18 protein-coding genes are annotated in these 24,355 nt (G+C 63.3%); all 18 read right to left on the reverse strand.

What is annotated here, in order from left to right:
• Positions 1–28: 28 nt before the first annotated feature.
• The gene (locus PAQ31011_RS01490) at positions 29–1,402 is read right to left on the reverse strand and encodes an ATP-binding protein (protein WP_174989863.1); all 1,374 of its coding nucleotides are present in this window, start codon (positions 1,400–1,402) and stop codon (positions 29–31) included.
• Positions 1,399–5,694: a contractile injection system tape measure protein gene (locus tag PAQ31011_RS01495; RefSeq protein ID WP_150574160.1), complete on the reverse strand. Its 4,296-nt coding sequence runs from the start codon at positions 5,692–5,694 to the stop codon at positions 1,399–1,401. Before PAQ31011_RS01495 ends, PAQ31011_RS01490 begins: the two co-directional genes overlap by 4 nt.
• Positions 5,695–5,696: 2 nt before the next feature.
• Positions 5,697–8,285: a hypothetical protein gene (locus tag PAQ31011_RS01500; protein ID WP_150574161.1), complete on the reverse strand. Its 2,589-nt coding sequence runs from the start codon at positions 8,283–8,285 to the stop codon at positions 5,697–5,699.
• Entirely contained in the window at positions 8,282–8,644 is a 363-nt protein-coding gene (locus PAQ31011_RS01505; protein ID WP_150574162.1) for a hypothetical protein, read from the reverse strand. Before PAQ31011_RS01505 ends, PAQ31011_RS01500 begins: the two co-directional genes overlap by 4 nt.
• Positions 8,641–9,489: a hypothetical protein gene (locus tag PAQ31011_RS01510; protein WP_150574163.1), complete on the reverse strand. Its 849-nt coding sequence runs from the start codon at positions 9,487–9,489 to the stop codon at positions 8,641–8,643. The genes PAQ31011_RS01505 and PAQ31011_RS01510 overlap by 4 nt, the downstream gene beginning before the upstream one ends.
• Positions 9,461–13,330: a baseplate J/gp47 family protein gene (locus tag PAQ31011_RS01515; RefSeq protein WP_150574164.1), complete on the reverse strand. Its 3,870-nt coding sequence runs from the start codon at positions 13,328–13,330 to the stop codon at positions 9,461–9,463. Before PAQ31011_RS01515 ends, PAQ31011_RS01510 begins: the two co-directional genes overlap by 29 nt.
• Before the next feature lie 60 nt (positions 13,331–13,390).
• Positions 13,391–13,834, reverse strand: a complete 444-nt coding sequence (locus PAQ31011_RS01520; protein WP_150574165.1) for a GPW/gp25 family protein — start codon at positions 13,832–13,834, stop codon at positions 13,391–13,393.
• A 15-nt stretch (positions 13,835–13,849) separates the two neighbouring features.
• The gene (locus tag PAQ31011_RS01525; RefSeq protein ID WP_224786779.1) at positions 13,850–14,146 is read right to left on the reverse strand and encodes a PAAR domain-containing protein; all 297 of its coding nucleotides are present in this window, start codon (positions 14,144–14,146) and stop codon (positions 13,850–13,852) included.
• A 48-nt stretch (positions 14,147–14,194) separates the two neighbouring features.
• A complete protein-coding gene (gene vgrG, locus PAQ31011_RS01530) occupies positions 14,195–15,985 on the reverse strand; it encodes a type VI secretion system tip protein VgrG (protein ID WP_150574166.1) in 1,791 nt (596 codons plus the stop codon).
• Positions 15,986–15,989: 4 nt separating this feature from the next.
• Entirely contained in the window at positions 15,990–16,673 is a 684-nt protein-coding gene (locus PAQ31011_RS01535) for a CIS tube protein (protein ID WP_150574167.1), read from the reverse strand.
• Between the two features lie 3 nt (positions 16,674–16,676).
• Positions 16,677–16,871, reverse strand: coding sequence for a DUF5908 family protein (locus tag PAQ31011_RS01540; RefSeq protein ID WP_150574168.1), 195 nt, complete (start codon positions 16,869–16,871; stop codon positions 16,677–16,679).
• Between the two features lie 31 nt (positions 16,872–16,902).
• Positions 16,903–17,367, reverse strand: coding sequence for a phage tail protein (locus PAQ31011_RS01545; protein WP_150574169.1), 465 nt, complete (start codon positions 17,365–17,367; stop codon positions 16,903–16,905).
• Positions 17,368–17,512: 145 nt separating this feature from the next.
• A complete protein-coding gene (locus tag PAQ31011_RS01550) occupies positions 17,513–17,971 on the reverse strand; it encodes a phage tail protein (protein ID WP_039398341.1) in 459 nt (152 codons plus the stop codon).
• A 133-nt stretch (positions 17,972–18,104) separates the two neighbouring features.
• A complete protein-coding gene (locus tag PAQ31011_RS26610; RefSeq protein WP_150574170.1) occupies positions 18,105–19,868 on the reverse strand; it encodes a phage tail sheath family protein in 1,764 nt (587 codons plus the stop codon).
• A 22-nt stretch (positions 19,869–19,890) separates the two neighbouring features.
• Positions 19,891–20,823 carry a hypothetical protein gene (locus PAQ31011_RS01560; RefSeq protein WP_150574171.1) on the reverse strand — a complete coding sequence of 311 codons (933 nt, stop codon included), beginning with the start codon at positions 20,821–20,823 and terminating at the stop codon, positions 19,891–19,893.
• A 14-nt stretch (positions 20,824–20,837) separates the two neighbouring features.
• Complete coding sequence (locus PAQ31011_RS01565) at positions 20,838–21,413, reverse strand: Pvc16 family protein (RefSeq protein ID WP_150574172.1); 576 nt, start codon at positions 21,411–21,413, stop codon at positions 20,838–20,840.
• 289 nt (positions 21,414–21,702) lie between these two features.
• A complete protein-coding gene (locus PAQ31011_RS01570; RefSeq protein WP_150574173.1) occupies positions 21,703–22,986 on the reverse strand; it encodes an alkaline phosphatase family protein in 1,284 nt (427 codons plus the stop codon).
• Positions 22,983–24,278 carry an ABC transporter substrate-binding protein gene (locus tag PAQ31011_RS01575; RefSeq protein WP_217424824.1) on the reverse strand — a complete coding sequence of 432 codons (1,296 nt, stop codon included), beginning with the start codon at positions 24,276–24,278 and terminating at the stop codon, positions 22,983–22,985. The genes PAQ31011_RS01570 and PAQ31011_RS01575 overlap by 4 nt, the downstream gene beginning before the upstream one ends.
• Positions 24,279–24,355 lie beyond the last annotated feature (77 nt).

Raw genomic sequence — 24,355 nt, forward strand, 5'->3', positions numbered from 1 at the left:
ACATCTCAGAAAGTCGACATGGCTCATATCAGATCGTGCGTCCTTCTTTGATGTGTTCGCGTCGAATCGCGCGCAACAAGTCGCTCTGCGTCACCACATGACGGCCGGCGCGCTCCGCCCACATGACGGCGTGCCGCACCACGTTGAGCAGCGCACCGCCCGAGAGCACGTGTTCGGCCGCAAGTGCAGGCAGGTCGACATCGTCCGACAGTCCCCGGCGCGCAGGGAAGAGATTGCGCCACAGTTGCAGCCGCTGGATTTCATCCGGCATGGGGAAATGGATCGCACTCTGGAAACGCCGGGCAAAGGCTTCGTCGATGTTGTCCTTCAAGTTGCTCGCCAGCAGCACCACGCCGGGATAGTCCTCGATGCGTTGAAGCAGATACGCGACTTCCTGATTGGCATGACGATCGTTGGCGGTGCTGCCCTCAGTGCGCTTGCCGAACAGCGCATCCGCTTCGTCGAAGAACAGAATCCAGTGTTTGTTCTGCGCCTGATCGAAGACGTTCGCCATGTTCTTCTCGGTCTCGCCGATATACTTCGAGACGATCTTCGACAGGTCGATGCGATAGACATCCACGCCGGCTGCCTTGCCGAGCAATGTGGCGGTGAGCGTCTTGCCCGTACCCGGCGGACCGTAGAACAATGCCCGGAAGCCGGGCTTGACGATGCGATCGAGCTGCCAGCGCTGCATGATGCCCTCGCCGTCATCGAGCCATTGCCGGATCTGGTCGATCTCCTCGATGACGTCCGGCGTGAGTACGAGGTCTGGCCAATCGTGTTGCGTCGTGATGCGCTTGGCGGGAAATCCGGCGCTGTAGTCCGGCTTATGCTCGCGGCCCGACGTGCTTCGTTCGAGGAAGTCCCGCTCGATATGCAACGCGGCGGCCAGTGCCGGTTCGCCGTCCGCCCGGCGTTCGAGTCGCAGAATGGAGGCGCGCGAGAAGATGTGGTCGGCGTCGAACAGCGCCATGACGTCGAAGCGGCGGCTCAGATCGTCACCCGCGAGGACGAACGCAGCGGTCTCCCCGGTCGGCAGCAGGCCGTTGTGATGCTGGGCGCGCCATCCCCCGAACTCGGTGAACTGGCGCTCGGTATTCTTGTTCTGCGTGAACAGCAGATCGAGCGCTTGCGGGCGGACGTGCGGCAGCATCGCGAGCATCAGCACGATACGTGCGTCGAAGTCGTCGGCCAGTTCGTGGTCGAGCAAGGCGCGGGCAAACGGCGAGGGATCGCCCGTCAGATCCGGCGGTGTGTGGGCATAAATGTCGTGCGGCACGCCTTCATGCATGAAGTACGCGTGCAGTCGCGTCTCCAGCACGGCCCCGAACCAATCGATCTCGCGCGACAGGCTCGCGGCGTTCGCCGCTAATGGGTCGAATGAATCCAAGCGGCCGGTCATGCCCACTCCACCCATAACGTCTGCGCCATCCAGGACAGACGAATGGTCGAGATGCTCCACGGCAGACGATCCAGCAGCATGTCGTACGGCGCTCGTCGCACTTTCAAATGCCAGCCATCCTCTTCCAGCGACAACCGGCCTTCGCGCTGCAAGAAGCTCCCGCGAAGCCCTTCGCGCGACGTGTTACCGAGCGCGGACCAGTACTGGATAATGACGTCGAGCATCTGGTCGCACATCATCGACTCGTCTTCCGTCATGTCGAGATGGCGCGCCACCGGCGTGGCGAACGGCAGTCCGCAAAGCAGTTTGTGCATCGTCAGATGCGGCTCGGGGGCTTCGGTGAGGCCGGAGCCGACGTAGTGCAGCAGGAGCACCGCGCGCTCTGCGGCTTCGTCGCTGACAAATCGGTGTTCCTTTGTGAGGCCGAGTTTGTCCCAGAGATGAGACGTGAACGGCCAGGTCAGGACGATTCCGGCGTAAGGCACCATCAACGGGGTCTGCAGGAGGTGGGCGTCTTCGGTGACGTCGGCAGTGCGCATATCGATACCGGTTTGTTGTTGAACGCGCGAGGCGAGCGCGGGCGGCACGGCGACGTTCGCGTGACGGGCCAGTTGCGCCACGAGCGATGTGGCGAACGTTGCGGCGTCGAACGGACGCTGCGGCACGAACAGCCACGGGAATAGGAAACGCCAGCGCGCCCGGTGCAGACTCGCCGGTGCCACGGTCTCGACGGTCGTGGCGAACAGATCGGTGATGTCGCTGGCAATGCGCAGCATTTGCGCCACTTGCGGCGTGTCGCGCGGCGACAGCCGCGCGATCCCCGGCCACAGTGGCTGCGGAATCAGATCCAGCCAACGCTCGGCCAGCGCCTCGTCCTCTGCGGCCGTCGCGATGACCGGTCGCAACACATGCGCCCCCGAATAAACCGACTGCCGAAGCCAGATATCGAATCCGGCAGGCGGTGCCGTGCCCTGCCGGAACTCCGTGGAAGTGAGGTACGCGATGAAGTCTTCCGGCATGGCAGGCGAACGGTTGGGGGATGTCGGGGGAAATGGTGGAAAAGGGTCTGGCGCGTCGACGTCCGGATCGACCGGAATAGACGATGCGGCTTGCGATATCGCCGACGCCGCGAACAGATCAAGGTCGAGCACAGCACCACTGGCGAGCGCGGCGGCAACACTCGCGTAATAGCGTTTGGCGGCTTCGGCGGCTTCGGTGGCTTCGGTGGCTTCGGTGGCTTCGGTGGCTTCGGTGCGAAGATCGTCCACCCCGGGCGCATTGTCGAGAATCGAGCGATAAAGCACTTCCCTGTGAGCGTCGGGAATCGACTCGCTGACGGCGATCATCGTATCGACGACAACTTGCCAGTCGTTCGCGGCTATCCCGGCAAGATCGGATTCGCGCGTCGCGGCTATCTCCGTGACGATTTGCCGGAGGTCGACTCGCGCTGCGTCGGACAACGACGAAGCGCGAGCGGTCAGGTCGCCGCCTTGCGGGTTCGCCCTTTGGCGATGCTGAAGAAGACGTTGGATTGCTACGTTAGCGGTGTGGCGGCGCATCGCTTCGGGCATCGGTGCCGAAGGTGCTGCATTGGCAACCGATGACTTCAGCGGTCCGAGGACATCGCCATCCGCCTCGATGCTGTCGACCGTTCTCGGAGAACGCGCAACCGTGCCGGGCGACGCGCTTGTAACCGTTGTGTCGGTTGTGACGGTTGCTCGCCACAGATCGAGCGCCCGACGCGCCCATGCTGCCGCACCGCGACGCAGAGCGATAGCTTCCAGTGCCGCGGACAACATAGACGACACGGACGAAATCGACGAAGTGGATGGAGTGGATGGAGTGGACGAGGCGGACGCGACCGGCGAAATGGCACGCAACTGCACGAAGATCGCATACCAGACTTCCCGCTTCCACTGATCGAACTCAGCCTGCGACGGCGCGTCCCGTGTGATCGACCCCACGTAAGCCTCATGCCCGCTGGTATCGACAAAGCGGGGCGAACCGTCGAGAGAGAGGGACGTGTCGCCAGGCAGCCTTTCAATGGCCCGCCCCGACATGCGCTCTGCATCGACCAGCCGACTGACCGAAAGTCCCGCAAACGCCTCCCAAACGACCGCTGCGGACGGCGCAGTCACCGTTGCCAGATCCACCAACATCGCTTCCGGAAAGCGCTCCACGACGCGCATCAGCACCGTATCGTACGCCGCGTAGTGACGCCAGACGGACGCGAGTGCGACACGCTCCCCGCCGATCCATTCAGCCCAATCCTCATGAAGTGTCACAGCCGATCCGCTCAACAGCGCCCGGACAAGCCTGTCATGCCGACTCATCGACTGCGCATCCATGTCGAAGTCTGTGGTTGCCTGCGCTTCGAATAAAGATAGCGGCATTGCCGGTTCGGCCGACGTCGCTTCGCCGCCGATGCTTCGATGCGCGAGTCCGGTCCTACCGACATCGACACTCACCAGTGGCGAGCCATCGTCGGCAAGCTGATCACCGTCAGCGAGGCGACTCCCACCGCGCGATAAGGCCGCAGCCGTCGAATTCTCTCGTTTCAACGAGACCACGGCATCGGACGCAGCGCGCATGTCGAAATCAGCGTCGGAAGCGGGCGCGTCCTGCGGTGCTTCCCCTCGCAGGCGATTCCCGGGCATCACTTCAGAAGTGTCGATGTCCAATATCGCAGCGATGTCATGATGCCACGCGTTTCGCCACGCCCACGTTCGATCGACATCACTTTGGACGCCCTGCGGACGGATGCCAACGCTGTCATCATCGGCTTGTGCGCGACTCTGCTGCGTGAATCCTTGCGTCGCGACAGAGCGCTGCGTTAACAAAACCGTCAAGATGTCCTCAAGCATCGACGCCGGAAACGTCAGGGCGATTTGCTCGCGCAGGTCCGCTACGGACAGATAGCGACGCAGCGCGACGCCCAAAATGTCGGCCTCGTTGACCATCAACGTCGGCCAGATGCCGTAAAGCGCCTTTGCCTGCGCATGCATCAAGGCTGTCGCGAGCAATGCTTTCAGGCCAGCATGCGTAAGCGGTCGCGGCGATGCGCTGGCTATGGCCTCGGGCGCGTCGGAGTGTTCGCCTGCTATGCCCATCGCCACTTCCGTACGAAGCGCGGGCATGCCGCCCTCGACCGTTTCCCCGCTCGCTCTCGCCTCGGCAACGCGACGCAGGGCATCGATCATCGATGACGGTGCAGCACTCGCTTGAGACACCTCGCCCGACTTCGTAGCGTCTATCGCACTCGCGTGCGCCTCGTCGGCCCGCGCTATATCTCGCACCTTCGCGACAAAATCAAACACGTCGCGTGCCAGCCCCCGCACATGCGCGATCGACAGCACCGATTGCCAGACACCGTGCCACGGCATTTCTCGCAGGCCAGCCTCTGGTGGAAGCAGGCCCATGGTGAGCAATCGGGCGCGGGCGGCCGATTGCACCTCGGCGCGCTGTGTCGCATTCCAGCCGACGGTCGTCAGCAAGCGATCCAGCGCTTCGAGCTGTCGCAACCACTCGGACGCCTCCGACGGACGTAACGCCCGAAGAAGGGCCTCGACGTCGCCCGACGGAAACTGCTTCGTCAGCCGCTGGATCAACGTGTCTGGCGAAACGCTCGCCCGGATCTGTTGCCGGACGGTCTGTATGTCACCCGCCAAAACACGTGCCAGAAGCCCTTCGATACCGTCGGCCCCCACACCATCGGCGTCGCGATGCCCCCGCGCATCCCGACTCGACACATCAGCACGTTCGGCTGGTGCGAATGATGGACCTACCCCCTGCTCCACCGACTGACCGGACGCCAGAAACGCCATCAGATCCGCCGCATCTGCTGCGGTGGCTGTCGCGAACTGGCTGACGCGGGGTTTCGACGCTGCCTGAGATCTTACGGAAGCATCGGCACCGTCCAACCGCTTTTGCCCGACAGCCGCATCACCGCTATCCATGCCACGATCGACACCCACACCTGCCCCGCCATCGACCGCAGCACTTGCGTCCCGACGCATGACCAACACATCCGCCAACGCCTGCGCCAGCCGTTCGGCCAACGTCTCAGTGAGATCCTCGGCGTACACCTCGCCAAGGTCGACGTCGAGCCGATCGATACGGTAGATGTCTGCCACCGCGCCATCGCCGGACGCCTCATCGAACACCGACGCCACCACCGGAAGCAACTGGTCGACAACCAGCGCCCGCAGCGGTTCGCCTTGCGACATCGGCATGCCGCCCGACGCAAAGGTCAGATCGAAATCGAGCGAACGGATCCGATGTCGCAAGGCCATGGCTACACCCACAACGTCAGGTCGTGTGCGCGGCGGCGGCGCATCAGCAGCGCACGAAGGCTAGCGCTCGCGGCATCCAGCCGGTCCGGTGTCGCTGCCGTTTCCCTCCCGCGCAGCCTCGCGCGCCAGAGTCCGTACCGATGCTCGAAGTCACGCATGGAGACGTAATCCATCCAGTGAAATTCCGGCAGCAAGTGCGCGGGCAGATTGCGGCAAACCGTCTCCTGCGCCAGTTGGCGGAAGTCGGGATCGCTGAATCGCGACGTCCACGCCGGGAAGACAACGCTTACCCGCGCGTTGAAGAACGATTCGGCCTCACGCGCCTGCGCATCGGCCTCGGCTGTCGTTCCGTCTTGCGTCGCCCCGGCTCCCCGCGGACGCAACAGCACATGCTCCACGAGATAGAAGCCCTCGGACGCCTGATTCAGCGTGCAGAGAAATTCGCGGAGAATCTCGACGTATCGTCCGGCATAAGTCACCGCCTCGTCGCCATGAAATCGCGCCAGCGCGACTTCGCCGGACGCGTCACCACCGAGGCGCGCGTCATGGGTGCGGAAATGGACGTGCACGGCGTCGTCGTGCTGCCTCAGGATGAAATTCTCCAGACGCACGCCGTGAACGAGCAGCCCGCCGGGCAACGTGTCGCCGGGCTGTGCCGGTGCCCCGGCCGGACGCACTTCGGGCTCGCCCTGAGACTTGAGCACGATCAGACGCGCCGCCGCGAATTCGTAACTCTGCTTCGTCGCCGTGTGATCCCCTTGCAACCGAAAATGCCAGCGATTGAGCGCATCGCTCAGCGGCGCACCAGGTGGCTCGGCGGGTAAGCCCAGAAGAATCGAGATCTTCGCATGCACGCCGGCCACGTTAGGCCTGCCGTCCGCCCGCACGTCCGCCGCCGAGATATCGAACGCCGAAGCCCGGTCGCGTGAGAGCGTCGCAATGTGACGCAGAAAATCCAGCTTGTTGTCGATCAGCCAGCGCGCGCCGTGCACGTCCTGATAATCGTCGAAGCGGCGCAGGGACTTCTGGGAATACGTCTCGCCGTACATGGCCAGCAGCACGTCGAGCTGTCGGCTGCGACGGTCTTCGGCACGGTCCTTGCGCGAGACGATCCGGGCCAGCTGGCTGCGGATGGCATCCGGTGCATCCGTATAAAACGCTTCTATGTCCGGCAACGCCTCGTTGTCGATCCGCTGCGAAAAGTAGGTCTCGTACAGCGTGTCGACCGAGAACATGCGACCGATCGATTGCAGGTTTTCCAGATAGTTCGCCATCAGTTGCTCGGCCAGATACAGATAGGCCTTCAACTGATGCGCACTGACACGGTTCTCCAGCGGGGCCGTGGGCGGCACGCCGAAACGATTGATGCCGTAGATCGCCGGGAACTGATGCTGAATCGAAAAGTACTCGCGCAATTCGCGCGACTCGCCCGTCGGTGCAGGCACCACAGTCGCCAGCGACTGCTTCGTATTGCGCAGCGTATCGAACTCGAAGCGCGCCTTGGCAAGCGCTACACGGGCGTCGTCGAGGACGACCCGCGACTTTTCCTCACGTCGATGATCGCGAGCGGACGTCAACGCATGCGCCCCGCTCCCGACCGCCCCACTCGCGAAATGCAGTCGCAGGAAATTGCTCTGCGCATCGCCGGGAAACTGCAGGCGCAATACCGTGCCGGACGCGCCCGTCAAACTGTCGCCACTCACGGGCGTGCCGTCTGCGGTACACAGCGCAAGACGTTGCACGTGAGCCACGCCGCCCACCGTCTGCACCAGTCCGACGAGACGCGCCACCGCGACCGGCGCGCCCTGCGCCTGAGAGCCTGTGCTCGCCACGTATCCGTGCACCGTCCGGGGCCCGGCGAACAACGTGTCGAGCGACACGCCGGCGTCAAACGCTTTGACATAACGATCGATGCGAAACCCCGAATGCACCGCGCGCGCACATTGGAAGAAGATGTCCGCAAAGATGGAAGCCGGATCGCGCTCGCTGTGAATCTGAATATCGCCGCTCAGATAGACCGACTGAACCGGCACGACGGTCACGTCCGACAGATCTTCCCCGAGATTCCGGTGGGCGTGAAAGACTTCTCTCACCCGCAGACACACCCCAGCCTCGATCTGCGCGAGCGACGCCTCGTCGGCACGGTCATGTATCGCATCGTTCAGTTTGATGGCGATGCGACACAACCCGTGCGCGGGTTGACCGGTACGCCCCGGCCGTTCGTCACGCGTCAGCCAGACGTCTTCCAGATCGGGGATCGTGTCGTAAAGTACCTTGCGGTAGTCCTCGAATGTCAGGACCTCGCTCGGAAAAATCTCGTCCGCCGGATGCAGCGCGTGATGTTGGTAATCGATCTGTCCATCGGCATCGGTCAGGTAGTCCTCGGGCGGAAAGTCCGAGCGGTACCCGAGCTCGGTGATCGCGTAGCACAGCTGTTCGAGAATCGTGACGCCCGGATCATGCAGGTTGTAATCAGTCCAGCGATCGCCGCACAGCGCCTGCAACGTCGCAATCCCGGCGCGACGCAGCGCATCGAAATCGAGCCCTTGAGGGTCGGGCGCAAAGCGTGCGATGGACTCAGGCGCGTTCATTGCACCCTCGCGCCCGGCATACGGCCCGAACGGTCCGCCGCCTCGCTGCCAAACGCATACCTCGCGGCATGCAATTGCGCCTTAATGTCGTCGATCAGCCCGTGCACGCGGTGATATGGCAGATGCCCGAGCGCTTCGACGATCAGCGCGAAAGCCGGTGCATCGAGCGCACAGACGAGCGCCGCACCGGGGCTCACCGCGTTGGCCTGGCGGTTCAATGCGCCGATCAGTTCGAAGACTCGCTTGAACGGCAACTCGCCGAGCGCGCCCATCAGCAGCTGCGCGTCGTCGGTGCCGATGACGATGTCTACCGTTGCGGGCGTGGCCGCAGCGTTATCGTCGATGATTGCGTCCGTCATTTCGCCCCCTTGGGTTCCGGATCGGTCGCGCTGCCTGTCATGTCGGGGTCGAACCACAGCGTGGTGAGGTAATACGTCACCCACGTCTTGGGCGCACCGGCGGCATCCCGCGCTGAGTCGTACGGACAGCCCACGCGCATTTGCAGCACATAGCTATGCTTCGCGCCGTCGGGTGCATCGATCCATTGCAATTGAAGACGATTGCATTTGCTGCCGAAATGGGACTGACGGTAGTCGATGTCCCCCTTGCCGTTGTAGGCCATCACCGCGTAGGCATGCATCAGCGCAAATTTGCCGCTACCGCGTTTGCCGACACCGGCAGTGATCTCGAACGCCTGACACCCCGTGAGCGGGTCGGTGATGTCGTGCCACTTGCCGTCGGCTTGCACGCTGCGCGCACCCGGGCGTCCGCGACGTCCGTCGGCCACCACGCGCCCGGCCACATCCAGTTCGTAAGTGGGGACAGCCGCCGGCGCGCCCTGCGCCCCTTGCGACTGGGTCGTCCCCGACACCGCGTCGCGCGTCGGCTTCTTGCCCAACTGTCGCAAGGTGAGTGCGTTGGGGTTCTCGGGATTGCCGAAGGCCAGTCCTCCGGCCTCGCTGTCAAGCTGGATCGTCCAGATGGGGCTCTTCAGATCGATGTTCTGGTAGAAGCTCAGCAGCTTGCCCTGATTGAGCTGAGAGACCTTCAGGCCATCGACCGGCGTCTTGTCGAACCCTTCGTCCACGATATTGAGCATGGAGTCGATCAGTTCGGAGAAAGCCGTGGCCGACGGCATCTCGCCGTTGCCGAACTTACGCCGCAAAGTGTCCCGGTTACGCCGGGCGATCGGTTTTCCGTTCATGGTCGTCATCCGAAATGATGAAGGTGGTGCCGATTTCCAACTGACTGAGCGTGGTCGGCACGCCCTCGTAATCCTTGTCGTCGTCTACCGCTTCGATGGCGTGATGCGCCACCGGGATCGCAATGCTCCACGGATACAACGGAACGATGTCCGTCTGCGGGGACGTGGCGTCGCCCGAGCGCCGGGCGGTATCGAACAGCGTGAAGGTCTGCATGTCGGTGCCCGCTGCCGCCGAGGCGTCGGGGTCTGTGACCACGGTCGCTATGCGCAGCATCGAGAAGCCCGAGACGTATTGGACATAGGGCAACGAACCGATATACGCCTCGAGATCATGTTGCCGAATGCACCATCCGAAATGCGTGCGGTAGCCCACGTCGTCCTGCCACGGTGTGAGGTAGCGCGATATCGCCTCGTTGAGCAGCGCGAGGTAATGACCGTTACCCGCCCGATCGGCGAAGCGCACTTTGCAGCGCACCTGAATGCGTTCGTAGACGGGGTTTTCGACGGAAACACTCGCCCAGGGTGACGACAACGCATTCGCGAATTCGGCGATCTGCTGCACGACGTTGCCGTCGAGCATCGGCATCTGTTCACCGTCCTTCGTCGCGGGCCAGTACGGTAGCGGCACGATAAGTGCTTGCCCCGGGCGAACACAATCGACCGGACCGTGCCGGGTCGACAGGTTCGCGAAGCACTTCACTTTGTAGACTTCGGCAAACGCCTCGAGAATCATCGATTCGAAGTCGGCGGGCGTGACCGCACGCTGCTTGTGGCGCAGTCGTTCGCTCACACGCGTACGCATCTGCTCGCGTGTCTCCTGTGCCCTGCCACCGCACGACGGCAACGGTTGCACGACGGACACGATGCCCGGCAGCGGCCGCCGGCTGCGCGCAATAGTGCCCGCTGGCAGGACTATCGGCACCTCCGGCGGGACATCGGCCCCGCGCCGGATCTGCACGGCTTGCGCGTGCACCGCGTACAGGCTGCAATACTTCTCCATATCGCGGTTGGCACTGATACGCAGCCAGTACAGGCCGTCTGGCATCACGGTGTTGCGATTGCCGATGTCGTCCGGCACCCGCAGCGTCACGATCCCCGAGGTCATGAGCTTGTGCGTGCCGTCCGTGAGCACATCGCGAAGCGCGAGTGGCTTCCAGACGTTGTTCCTGAGGTAGCTCCAGCGCAAGCCTGTCGGTCGAGCGACAGATACGTCATGGGCTTCATCGCTGGCGGCGTCAAGGGACGCTGTCACCGGCCGGGAGTCTTCGCGAAGCTGGAACAGCAACGTCAGCGTGTCGCCGAGGTCGTTTGCATCGATACCGATGTAGAGGTTGCCCGCATCTTCGAAGCGAGGGAGCAGCTCGGGCGCGGGATAGCTCGTCATGTCGAGCGATTCCCATCCGGACGGGAACAGATGCAGGAAGCGGCCGTCTTCGTCCCGATTCGCAATCCGGTCGACGCTGATCGCACCTGTCGCGCTGTAATCGAACGAGATCGTGTTGACGATCGGTGTGTACGGCGCGCGCGGCATCGGGCGCTGTCTGCGCCACATACGCTTGCGCGAGTTGGCGAGCATCGTCGAGGACAGCACCTGCGGGTACGCCTCGTGTCCGAACGCGAATGTGGGCGCGGCAAACGTAAATTTGAAAAATCCGTTCTTCGCCCCCGGCCCCCACGTGAGCGGATGCGCGGGACTGACGCCCTCGTCCGGCTCGAAGAGATGCGCGAGCGGTCCCGCCTCCCAAACGATGACGTTGTCGATACGCTCGCCCTTGCCGGGCGTGACCCGCGTGTGAAAGAGCGGCACGACAGGGCGCGGTGCATCGCCGGCCGGCAGCCATCCGCCCTTGGCCAGCACTTCGACCGACGCCACGAAGTCTTCGTTCGCCAGACGCACATCGTAGCCGTCATACCACGTGCCAAAGCCGCCGGTCACGCGCGGCAGATCCGCCCACTCGATGCGAAGGCCGAACCGCGTGATGCGCTTGGACGCCATTTCCGTGCTGCCCGCCACCAGATAGCTGCCGAGTCGCGGTAGCGGCCCGAACGGCGCGAAAGGCGTCGCAGCGCTGAGCTGGCCGATGTTGTTGTAGAGCACCAGATCACGACAGCCACGCGCTTCGACGTCGATGCGCGCGCCGGTCACGGGCAAATTGCGCAGCAAGCCGTACGGGAACAGATACGCGCCGGGATTGATGACGCAGCGCACGAGCGGCGTGTCGACATCGAAATTCTCGCCATGCAGCGCGGGCGAATAGCGCACCACCGACGCCGCCTCCGGTGCAAGCACGAAGCTGAGCGTCATTTCGTTGCCCAGCAGGCCCGGCACGTAACCGGCGATATCGATCCACCCCTTCTCTCCCGTCAACGAGACGGAGAACAAGCTGCGCAGAATCTTGAGGTAAAGGTCCTGACGTCGCAGATGACTATCATCCGCCGTTTCTGTCCTTTGTTCGTCTTCGCCACTGTCAACGGACTTGTCAACGCCTTCGACCGGCGCATTGAACACGGCGTCGGCGATGTGCCCGAGTTGCGTGACCAGCCGTGCGTCGGCAAACGTGATCGTCAGTTGGATGACGCGCTCACCCTCCTTGAGCAACAGTACCTTGCTGGCCAGGGCAAAGCCGACGCGCGCGGCACTATGCGGGCTGATGCCCGCGCCGGGCTTCGGCGCACCGAGCACCGGCCATGCCTGCGGGTGCTCCACAGCGGGTGGCCCGCACGGCACGTCCTCGAACCACGCCGCCGTGGGCCACTTGCGTCCCGTTGCGTCGTTGTCCGGATCCTCCGGCAGCAGGTTCTCCGGCATGCTGTAGCCGTTGTGGTCGAGATATAGCGTCTGCACGCGACTCACGCGCGCCCCGCTCACCCGCAGGTCGTCCTCCGACTCGTAGACGATATCGTGACCGCGTGCGTCGACCCCGGCGGGGAATGCCGTCCCTGCGGGCACTACGACATCTCTGGCATCGGGATTGCGACGCAAGACCAGCCATGTACGATCGGGCACCACGCCGCGCGGCGCGCTGCCGAGCATGCGTTCGTAGTAGAAATCGATGAACTTCTGCGTGTATCCGTTGAGCTTGTTCTGGAGCATTCCGAACTGTTTGACGAACGCGATCAGCACGCCGATGGCCGGATCGTGATTCCCACTTTGCAGCGACGCCGGCAAGCGGGCCAACGCCTCTTTGCGCACCATCTCGATGGCTTTCATGTAGGCGTGAAAATCCGCGCGCACGTCCGCCTTGCCCGGTGCGGTGTCCGGTTCAGGCACAGCGACAGTGGACGTGGACGCGTGCGGCAAACGCTCGGCCTCGGTCCAGACGGGATCCAGCGGTTCGCGCAACGACATCGATTCGATCACACGCGTCACGCCCGAGGTCCGCCGGCTCAGTTGCATGATGACCGCTCGCAGCACTGTGCGCAGCGCCAGTCCGTTGTCCGTTTGTGCCTGCGTGAGCGCCACGTACCAGCCATTGAGCGTGGCGACAAGTTCCGGCACCGGAGACGCGCCGACCATGGCGCGAACGCCCGCGCCGTTGCCACGCACGCCGTCATATTCCGGGGTGTCGCGCCACCACTGCGCAAACCGCTCCGTCTCGCGCGACAGATCGAACGCCAGAATGCGGCTCATCACGACAGTTTCGTCGGCGCGAAAGAACGGCGACCAGTCGCCCTCGGGCTTGTCGTCGGCGTTGTGAAAGCGCACCAGCGCCGCGAACTCGACCACGACATCGAGCAGATCGTGGAACGTCATCTCGTCGAGATGGAAATACCCGTCCTGCAACGCGGGCAGCGCCCGCATCGCCTGACTGGTGCCATCTCGAATGATGAGGTTGTGCATCGGTTCGTGTTGTCGTTGCGCTGGTCGTGACGTTTCTTGTTATCGGGACACCGGGCCGTGTTACCGCTGCGGCTCGATCTGCACCGTCGGCACGTTGGTGCCTTCGAGGAAATAGAACGGGTAGACCATGTTGCTGCGGGTGTTCGTGCCGCGAACGGTGTAATCGATCAGCACATCGACGCGACCCTCCAGAACGTTGGACGCGTCGATCTCGATGCGCTCTACCGTGACGCGCGGCTCAAAAAACAGAATCGCCCGGTCAATGGCGTCGCGCATCTCGGTCATCACGCTCTCGCTGATTTCTTCGAAAACGTATGTCTTGATCCCGCAGCCGAACGTGGGCTGCATGATTCGCTCGCCGGGCACCGTCGACAGAATGATGCCGAGACTCTCGCGAATATCGGCCTCGGCTTCGACCATCTGCGTGCGGCCGCTGTCGGCGCTGTCGCCGAAGCGCGGGGGAAACGCCCAGCCGGTGCCGAGAAACGATTTGTCTGTGCTCAAACGTGCCTCCCGTGCTCAGCCGCCGATCATCACGGTCGGACATCCCAACACGATCGCGCCACCGTGCGCGCACGTGTCTCCGACACGCGCCGCCGGCTTGCCGCCGATCATCACGGTCGTCGAGCCCATGACGATGCTGTCCGGCGGACCGACACAAACGCAGTTATCTGTCACCACGGCGGCAGGCAGCTTGCCGACCAGCACCGTCGGCACGCATGGACCGATGATCGGACCGCCGACGTGCGGGATCGGCGCAGGCACGGCGGGTGTCTGCATCGGGCAGGTATGCATGTCGGTCAGTCTGGCGGCCATCGGCATGTCGTTATCTCCTTTGTCTTTTCCCGACGCGTGTCGCGCGCGTCAGTTGATCATCACCAGCGCGCCCTTGACGGTCGTCTGGCCGCTCGCCGAAAGCTCGGCCGTGGCCGATCCTTTGGCCGTGAAGCCGACGTTCGCGGTGCTGGTGATGTTGAGCGCCTGGCTCTTGAGGTCGGCCTGCGCGGTCTGCTCGATATTTCCCACCGCGCTGATGCTCACCTTGCCTTTCGCGTTGATGACGATGTCCTTGGGGCTGTCGAGCGTGATGCCGTCCGGCGTCATCTGGATCTTGTTGTCGTTCTGATCGGTCAGGCAGATCGACTTGGCGTCGTCGCTCATCTCGATCGTGTTCTTCTGCGGCGTGATGAGCGTGATGACCTTCTTGTCGTCGTCGAAGATGACCTTGAGCAGCCCCTTCGTCCAGAGCGCCTTGGTGAAATTCTCTGCTGTCAGCTCGTAGGGCATCTTGTGCTGGCTGCTGTAGACGCTGCCCAGCACCACCGGATAGGACGGGTCGCCGTTGAGATACCCCAGAATGACTTCGTCGCCAATCTCGGGGATGAAAAACGCCCCGACGCCCGACGACCCGTAGAAGCTCGCGAGCCGTGCCCAGACACCGACCGTCTCCGCCTGCAACACCTGCACCGCGACCTGAATCCGGTACTGGCTCTCAGGATCGGCGTCGAGCTTCGTGACGACACCGATCTGCAAACCGCCGACACCGGGTACCAGGCCTGACGCCATGACATCCCCCGCACCCCGGCGCTCGGAGAATCGCTCCGGCGACATACCGAAGTCCACTTCGGAGATCCAGTTGCCGTCCGCGATGCGATGCTGCACGGCGCTCACGAACACGCTGCCGCTAAAGCGCTTTCCCACGCCCTCGACCTCGATCATCGTGCCGGGCTTGGCCAATGCGCTGCCCTGGAACGACATGCGCCCGCGAATGCGGGCGAGTGCCGCGCGCATTTGCGTGGCGTCGCTCCAGGACTTGAGATCGTCGGACGGCACCGGCACCGTCGATTGCAGACGGAACGTGGCCGGCCCCGCGACGCTCGCCAGCGTCGATGCGCTCAGGTTGCCCTGCTCGTAGAGCGACGCAGACCCCGCCGTTTGCTGCACCATCGCCTGCGTGGACGGATCCCACGCAGCGGCCACGACGCTCTGCAACTGCGTGCGGGCGTCGATGTCCGCGGAGAACGACATCAGGTCCATGCCGTACGTCACTTTCAACACCGCGGCTGCGCTGGTCTGCGGTGCTTTGACCGAGATCTTGCCGCCGTCGTCGGCAATGACCAGCGCACCGTTCGCCTCGGCCCGCAGCAGCATGAAGTCCCAGTCCGTGCTGTAGAACTGCACGATTTCCTTGTGCTGGGTGGTGGTGGCAGCGACGTCGGACGTCGCGCCCGCTTTGTCAATCAACTGACTGATGATGTCGCTGTCCTTCATGTCGACGTAGTTGGCGTTGTAGCTGCCAATCGTCATCTTCACAGCCTTGTGACGGCATTCCAGCACGAGCCGTGCTTCGTTACCGCCCGTGATGCGGATGCTGTGGCGGATCAGCACACCGTCGAAGATCTGTGTGGCATTCGATCCGTAGCCGGCGCTGATCACGATGGCCGCGCCGGGCGCAAACGTGTCCATGTCGCTGACCGGAAAGTCGTTGTCGGGCATATCGCCGTCGAGGATCTCGATGCGTGCCTGACACAGGCGTCCGACGGCACGCTCGATATCGACCGAAATTACGCGGATCGTGTCGGCGAGAGGCGAGCCGTTGCTGGTGATCGTCAGCTTGAGCACGCCGCTGGAATTGAGTGCGGGAGAGTCGGCCATAGCGTTAGACGAGCGGCGGGAAGCGCAGCATCATGCCCGGCTCCAGCTTGCGGAAACCGGTCAGGTTGTTGATGCGCGCGACTTCGCGGTAATACGAGGGATCGTTATAGATGCGGTTGCACAGCAACGGCAGCGTATCGCCCGCCGTGACTTCCACGAGGTGGCTCAGGTCCGGTGAGCTGAGATTCGCGCGCAGCGAACTCTCGGTCGCGCTCACCCAGCCGACGATGCCAAGCGACACACGGGCGCGCAGCGGTTCACCGGTGGGCTTGAACATCGTGTAGTCGAGCCCGATGGACTCGACGCGTCCAAAGAAAATGAACGTGCCCCACAGCAGACGCACGTAATTCGGTTCGTGCTTCTTGCCGTCGTACTTGTAGATCACCGCCAGCATGGCGTCGATCATGTCCTTGACGCTGCGCGAGTCGGTGCCATCTACTACGCCGGTCCCATCGAGCACCAGATTGTCGATGCTGATGGTCTCCGGGCGCACAGCGCTAAAGCGCGGCGTCGCGCTCGGCTGCCCGAGCGTCTGCTTCTTGTTGTACTCGATGCTCAGCTTGCGCTTGTAACCGACCGGATTAATCAGCGCTTCGAAGGGCGTGCGGCTGTTGTCGACGGCAATCTGGCCGCTCGACACCGTGCACGGCGCAATGCTGAACTTGCGACGGGTGAGACTGGTCGCCACGGCTTAACGCTCCTTCGCCCGTTCGAGCAGGTCGAGCACCAGCGAACGGCATTCGGCGAGCAAATCGGCACGCGCCTGCTCGTCGAAGGTGCGCGACACGCCCGGCTCGTCGGCCATGGCGGAGGGCGCACCGACCGTATCGGACGCACGCTGTACGACCGTCGACTTGATACTCAGATGACCGATTTCAATTGGCATCGGCGATTCCCCTTGTGCGCTTTGCTTGTCGTCACGCCATGCGGTTCGAGTAGGTGTAGCTCAATACGATCTTCTCGATGGCCACTTCGTTTTTCGTCGAGCCGAAACTCTCGATTTCCCACTTCACCGGATAAGCGTTCGCGAACGTCCAGATGCGAATCGGCAGATGCAATTCGTCGAGCAACTGCACCATCAGCGATTGCGGCCGGATCGGCACGATGAACTCGCCCTCGAACACCGAACGGCACCACATCACCAGTGGCGACGTCATCGTTGCGATGCCCCGCTTGAGCTCCAGATGCGGATGCTTGACGCCCTTCGGTAGCGTATGCACGAAGCGGTTCTCGCCGCCCTCGGGCACCGCTTCCGTATCGAGTTCCGTTGCAATGCCCGACACATCGCGAAACGAGGCGTCCATCGCGCCGGCGGTGGACGCGAACATCACGCGGAAATGGAAGGCCGACGGTGGATAGGGATCGAACGGCGATGACGGCATAGCGCAGACGCGTGATGATCGGAACGTAAGGGGTAATCGGAACCGCAGGAGCAACCAGGACGAGCGGAATGAGCGGAATCGAGCGCGTACCTCGGGCCGGCGCTGGCGGCCCGCGCGGCGGGCGCACCAGTGCGGCACGCGAGCGTCAGCTATTGGCGATGGTCAGCCCTTCGTGCACGATCTCGATGGTCTCGATGGCGACTTCGTTGCCTTCGGACTTCAGATCGGTGCCCGTGATCTTGGTCGGCCACGCGTTGGCGAGCGTCCAGACCATCGTCGGCTTGCCCGCTTCGTCGAGCAGGCTGATCGTCACCGGCACCCGCTTGATCGTGTTCATCTTGATCTGGTTGAACCAGTCCCAGAACTTGTTATCGGACTTGAACACGCCCTTCTTCATGGTCACGTTGCCGTACTTCTTCATCCCCGGCATCTTGATCACGGAGAACTCGGGGCTATCGCCATGACGGTATTTGATTTCTTCGGACTGCACGTCCAGGCCACTCACTTCCTGAAACGACATGACCTGCGAATCCCACTTCACCTGAAAGTAGAACTTGGGAAGGGGCCAAACCGTGGTGGATTGTTTCGAACCATCGTCTGCCATCACACACCTCGTCTATTGATTGCATGCGGAAAATGCCGGACCGTGCCCACGTTTCGCGCTTCGTATCGACACCTGTCGATGTCCTTGCAGCGAAGGGCTGTCGTCCGGCCTAGCGGATCGCGCCCGAGCGAGATCAGGACTTCTGCATCTGCTGCTGGAACGTCAGCTCGATGAATTCGGCCGGACGGCTCACCGCCACCAGCACCGTCACCTTGAGCATGCCTTCGAGAATGTCCTCGCCGGTCATCGTCTCGCCCAGACCCACGAAAACCTGGAAGGCATCGTCCGGGCTCGCGCCAGCCAGCCCGCCGCGCTTCCACACGCTGGTCAGGAAGTTGCGCACCATGCTCTTGATCGTCACCCACGTATTGGCCGTGTTCGGCTCGAACACATAGGCCTTGCACGCGAGGCGCAGCGACTCTTCGATCATGATCATCGTGCGGCGCACGCTCAGGTAGCGCCAATCGAGACTGTTGCCGTCGAGCGTGCGGGCACCCCAGACCATCACGCCTTCGCCGATGAAGCTGCGAATGGCGTTGACGGACTTGCCGGTGGTCGGCACGTTCAGGTCTTCCTGATCGGCGTTCGAGATGTTCACGCACGGCGACACAACGCCGTTCAGGCTGATATTGGCCGGGGCCTTCCACACGCCGCGCGTGTTGTCGACGAGCGTGTAAAGACCGGCCATGCCCGCTGCTGGCGGCATCAGGTTGATCTTCTTCTGAAGCGCCTGAAGCACCTGCACATAGACGGCGCTGATGACGCTCAGCGTCTTGTGCAAATCGGAAATGGCAGCCTTCGTCATGACCGGGGGCTTGGCCGCAGCCGTGGCGTCCGCCTTCGCAGGCGCGGCCGCGGCGGCGTCACCCTCGGCAGCAGGTGCGGCATCCGCAGCGCCCGCCGGGGCGGCGTCCGTCTTCGCTGCATCCCCGCCCGTGAGCTTCGCCAGGACGGTCTTGACCTGCGCGGCCTTCGCTTGCGCCGCCGGCGATACGGGCGCTGGCGGATTGAGCACCGAATCGAGTTCGGCAGTGATCAGCGTCTGGAGCTGGCTGAGGTTGGAGAGCTTCGTGAAATCGAGATCCTTCTCCGTCACGATCGACGTGTTGACCCACGGGTAGTAGCCCGCGCCGAAGTCGAGGAAGGAGGAGCCGACGTCGTCGCGGAAGTCGGTGATGCAGTCGCCGCCCGGCGTCTGACGGTCCCATGCACCGCCGAACACGTCGAGAATCGCAAAGCGGTTGCGCATCGTGTAACCGCAGTGCATGAGCATTTCCTTCTGCACCGAAGCACAGTCCTGACGCGACAAACGCACCGCGTCCGGCACCAGCACCATCGTCGGTTCCTGCTCCTTCACGAGCGACTGAATGCCCTTGATCAGGTCGTCGGAGCTGACGCTGCCGCCATCGTACGTGCCGACCGACACGATGTAGCACGGGCCGCCGCCGTTCTGGAAGAAGAACAGCATGCTGTAATACAGCAGGTACTCGATGCCTTGCGGCGTGAACTTGAACGGCTTGCGCGCGCCCTGTGCGCCGATGAAGAGGTCGGTGACCACGGGACGTGCGGGCGGTGTGGCGGCAGCATCGCCACCGGCAGGTGCCTTACCGGCGTCAGCGGCATCACCGGCAGCGGCATCAGCGGCGGGTTTGGCCGGTGCCGTCGCAGCGGCCACCGCGTCGAGCGAATAAGTGGTCGGCGGCGGCCCCCCGAAGTACATGAGGAATTCGGCCATCGAGCTGATACGCCACGGCGTACCGGCCAGCGGCGTGCCCTTGTTATCGGCGAACTGCGTGTAGCCGATGAAAGCAGGCACGGCCGTGGCGACTTCGACCACGGAATTGGGAAACGCGTTTTGCTCGACTACGTATACGCCTGGTGTTTTGTATTGCGCCATGTGTTCACCTCGGTCATCGATGTCAATTGATGTAGATCTCGGATACCAGTACTGCCCGGCTTTGCGCCGCTAGTTCAGCGTCCTGCGGTTTGTGCACCTTCGGCGTCTTCTGCGTCAGGCTGCCGATGTCGGCATTGGGCAGTCTCCGGATCAACACGCGTTCACCCGACCGGCCCCGTTCCCGCAACTGAAATCGCTGCGGGTATTGCTGCTGCATTGCAATCGCTTGCTCACTCTCGAAAATCACGGCGTGGCGTCCGCCCGGGCGTGCCTCGCGGCCTGCCGTGACAAAACTCACCTTCTCGTCCAGATCGACGATATTCAGCGCGTCCGACGCTTCGTCTGCCTCGGCACACACGTAGTAGTACCGCCAGCAACTCTCACGCGCGGCGAAGTTCGCCACGTAGTCGACACCGCCCGGCGCACCGCCCGCCACCTGATCCGCGAGGTCGATTTGCACGACGAGCACCGGTGGATTCACGCGATCGGCGCGTTCGAGATACGGCGTGAGCGATGGCGTATCGACGGGCACGCCGTCGGTTGCTTCGACAAACGGCTGTGCATGCAGCCGACGTGCCGACGGCTGTCCCTCGACGGGCACGCTCGCTTCGCTAGTGACGAAACACACCGACGCGCCTTGCTGCGCGGCGGGGCGTGTCGGTGACGTGTAAAGGGAAAATGCAGTGTCCTGCGCGTACCATTTGAAGGTCGCCACTGCGTCGCCACGCCGAAGGCCGTCGAGCAAGACATCGCGGCGGTCCGAGGCGCAGAACACGGCCACCCCCTGACGATGCGGGCGCACGAGCAGGTCGCGACGGCGCACCCATTGGGCAGTGTCCGGCGTGGCCTCATGACGAAGCCACAGGTGCGGCACCGTCCAGTAGGCGTGGGTGACGTCGATGGTAAACAGGCGTGTATAGCCCGGCACCACCGGCGCGGAAGCAGACGTAGGCATGCCCTCGGGTCCGCTCAGTGACTCACTGCCGGAACCGGCGCACGCACGGTCGGCACGGTGCCGGTAATGTCGCCGGTATCCGGTGCCATCAGGCGAACCTTGTACAGCACGGACGGCAAATACTTGCCGCCGAGCATCGTCCACAGGTTGCTGAGTTCACGGATATCCAGATTCTCGATCTCGAGCATCAGCCGGTCGATACGCGGATCGAGCGACGGCGACGAGCGATGATCGAATACGGGGTTGCGCTGGAAGAATGCGATGGCCGCGGAGATCAGCTTGAGCGAATCTTGGTAATGGCCGCCCGTGAAATTGGCCGCCACCATCACATAGAGATTGAGATACAACGGCGCTACGCCGAGCGACAGGCTCGATGCGCCTGCATCACCCGGAATGCCCTTGCGCACCGGACCGGAGTCGCGCTCGATGTGCGTGAGCATCACGACCAGACGGTTGCTGGTGTTGGCGACCGCCTGACCGTTGACGTCGACAAGACCGGACATCGTCACGATGTCGCCGTCGAGCGTATACGTTTGTTTTAAGTGTTCGTTGAGCCGCCCCGCAAGGTGGCTCACAGCAGCGTTAATCATGGTCCCCGATACCCTTTCGCAATGCGGTTGCAAAATCTGATTCGGTACAGCACTTTCGACTACTGGAACTGGCGTGTCGCAAAATTTCTTACATCGTGTTGCATGGCGAAACACGACGATCTGGATTCCTGAGCGTTTTTGCGCCGCCCGGAAGATTTGCTTTTGATTTTTTGCTGCGGAACTGTAGCACAAGCGCGTGGAGAATAGCGCGCTCGTGAAAATTCGTAATGAATTCCGCGTCGTCGCGGGAGACAGCGACGAGCGCGGCGGTACGACTTTGCCTGCGTCGCTACCGTAGAAGCGAACGGCCTTGCATCCCCGATGCAGGAATGCCGAGATAATCCAGCACCGTCGGGGCGATGTCGGTGAGGCTCGTTGCGTCGGCCAAGGTCGACGCCTGCGCATCGATCCGGTCGACAATCAGGAACGGACGTGTCTCGTCCGGCCCCCATCCGCCGTGCTCGCCAAAGCCGGGCCTCTTGACTTTGCCCGGCTCTGCCGCCGCCCATCGCTTGCCTTCGACGCCGTAGTCGTTCGTGCCGTGGATGTAACCCATGTCGATGGCCGCGATCACGCCCTCCTCCATCGACACTCCGCGCGACAGCAGCGCCTCGCCGGTTTTCACCGCCCCGGCCCATGGCTGCGCCCGAAGTGCGTCGAGTATCGTGACGAACGCGCGCTCGCCTTCGGGCGTCGCGTAGACCAGTGCAGAGGTGCCTTGCGCCGCCACAGCGAGGTCCCCACTCGCAACGAGCGCGGCGAGACCCTGCTCGCTCAGCCAGACCTCGATGTCGACGCTATCTCCAATCGTCTCCTGACCATGGTCCGACGTGACGAGAAGCAGCACATCTTCCCCTTCGGCACGAAGCGCCCGAACCGTCTGCATCACCTCTTCCACGCAACGGTCGGCGTGCCGTAGTGCGTCAAGATGCGCGGGCGAGCCGAGCGGCGCACCGTGCAGCGTGGCATCCGGATGCGCGAGCCAGAGCACGGCGACCGAAGGTTTGCGCGTACGCAGCACCTCGTCGCAAAAACGCGCCGTCATCTGCCGGTCGCCCTCGAAGTCCTGCCCGATCGTCAGCGCGTCGGCAGCCGGCACCGCATCGCCGCCTGGCAGGAACGAGCCGGCCCGGTGATACACGGTGCCGAAGTGATCCGGGTCGAGAAAGTACGCCGCGCCGGGCGAGACATTCGACATGGCGACGAAGCCCCGGACCGGGGCGACGCGCTCGGCGAGCGTCGGCACTTTGAGCGTGCGGCCGGTGGCGCGACGCAGGTGCGTGCGGAAATCGGGATGTCCGACGTCGTAGACACGCACCTTGCCCTGCTCGAACAGGCCCATCCGGTTGCCGTGCAAACCATGACGTTCGGGCGTGCAACCGGTGGCAATCGATGCTGCCGATACGCGTGTCACCGACGGGAAGACTGCCCGATGCTGCGCACACCACGTGCCCTGAGCCGCGAGGCGACTCAGGACCGGGGTATGTGCCGGGTCGATCCAGTCCCGACTCAGCGCGTCGCAGCAGACCAGTACGACCATCGGGGTTTGCTGCTGTAAGGACATCGCACTCATTGCGGCAACAGCGCTCCGACGTCTGCCGTCATTTCGGACAGCACCTTCTCCGGCTCACCGGCGCGCTTGCCGCTCGCGACCGATTCGAGTTTGTCCTTGATGACATCGATGGTCTTCAGCCCGTTCTTGCCGGGGAAGGCATACCAGCCGGACGCATACGGCTGCTCGCTCACGGCCACCGCATAGTTCGGGTTGGCCTTGTAGAAGTCGGTCAGCAGCGCACCGGCCTTCCGGTTGGGCGGGAAGTAACCCGTACGCTTTGCAACGTCCGCCGCCTGCTCCGGCTGTGCCGCAAAGCGAATGAAGCGCCATGCGGCCTGCTGCTTCGCGGGATCGCGCGTGGTGATCACCAGACCGTTACCGCCGGAAGGCAACTTCGAAACACCCGGCTTGAGATCGGGATAGGTGCCCACCACGACCGGGAAACGACCGGCGGCCAGCTTCTGAATCGCGTTCAGTTGCGACGACGACGTCGCGAAAATGCCCAGCGCACCGGCGGCGAACTGCTGGCGCGCGCTGATGTGATTCAGGTACGGCATGCCGCCTTCCTTCACGAAGCGTGCGAGTTGATTCATCGCCCACTTGCCTTCGGTGCCGCCGAACGCCACATGACGCTCGCTCGCGTCGAGCATCGTGCCGCCACGGCTGAAGACGAGTGCCTGCCACATCCAGTTGCCGGTCTCGTCCCACGCATAGAACAGGCCGCTGTTGCCCGCGCCGAGCGCATTGATCTTGCGCGAGAGCGCAATGACGTCATCCCAGGTCGCCGGCAGATGCGCCGTGTCGCCACCCGCGCGTTTGACGAGGTCGCCGTTGTAATACAGCACCGGCAGCGAGATCGCAAACGGCATGGCGTAGCTATGTCCCTTGATCCTGCCCGCGTCGAGCATCGAGGATGTGATGCCCTGCGACGCCAGGTTCGGGTCCGCCGCAATCATGGCATCCAGTTCCACGGCGACACCGGCGTCGGCCGTCGCACGGATGCTGCTCAGCCCCTGCATGGTGACGTCCGGCTGCGTGCCCGCGACCGATTCGCGCAGCACGGTCTGGATCGCCTGCTCGTACTCGGCGGCCGGCGCGCGGTAGACGATCTTGATGTCCGGGTTCGCTGCCATGAAGCGCTTGGCCAGTTCCTCCATCGCAGGCCGGAACAGGTCCGGGAAGGCGTAAAGGACCGTCAGCTCTGTCGGCGCGGCGAAGGCCGGTGCGGCAACACCCAGACAACCCGCCGCGACGAGCGACAAGGCGGCCCGAGCAGCCATTTGCTTGATCCAGATTCTGCGTGCGTTCACGTCGATACTCCAATGAGAGAGGGGGCGATTTGTGGGGCGCCCCGTGGTTCAATTCGTCGGGTTTGCGTTCGGTCGGT

It is taken from the genome of Pandoraea aquatica (genome assembly GCF_902459565.1).
In the GTDB taxonomy this organism is placed as follows: domain Bacteria; phylum Pseudomonadota; class Gammaproteobacteria; order Burkholderiales; family Burkholderiaceae; genus Pandoraea; species Pandoraea aquatica.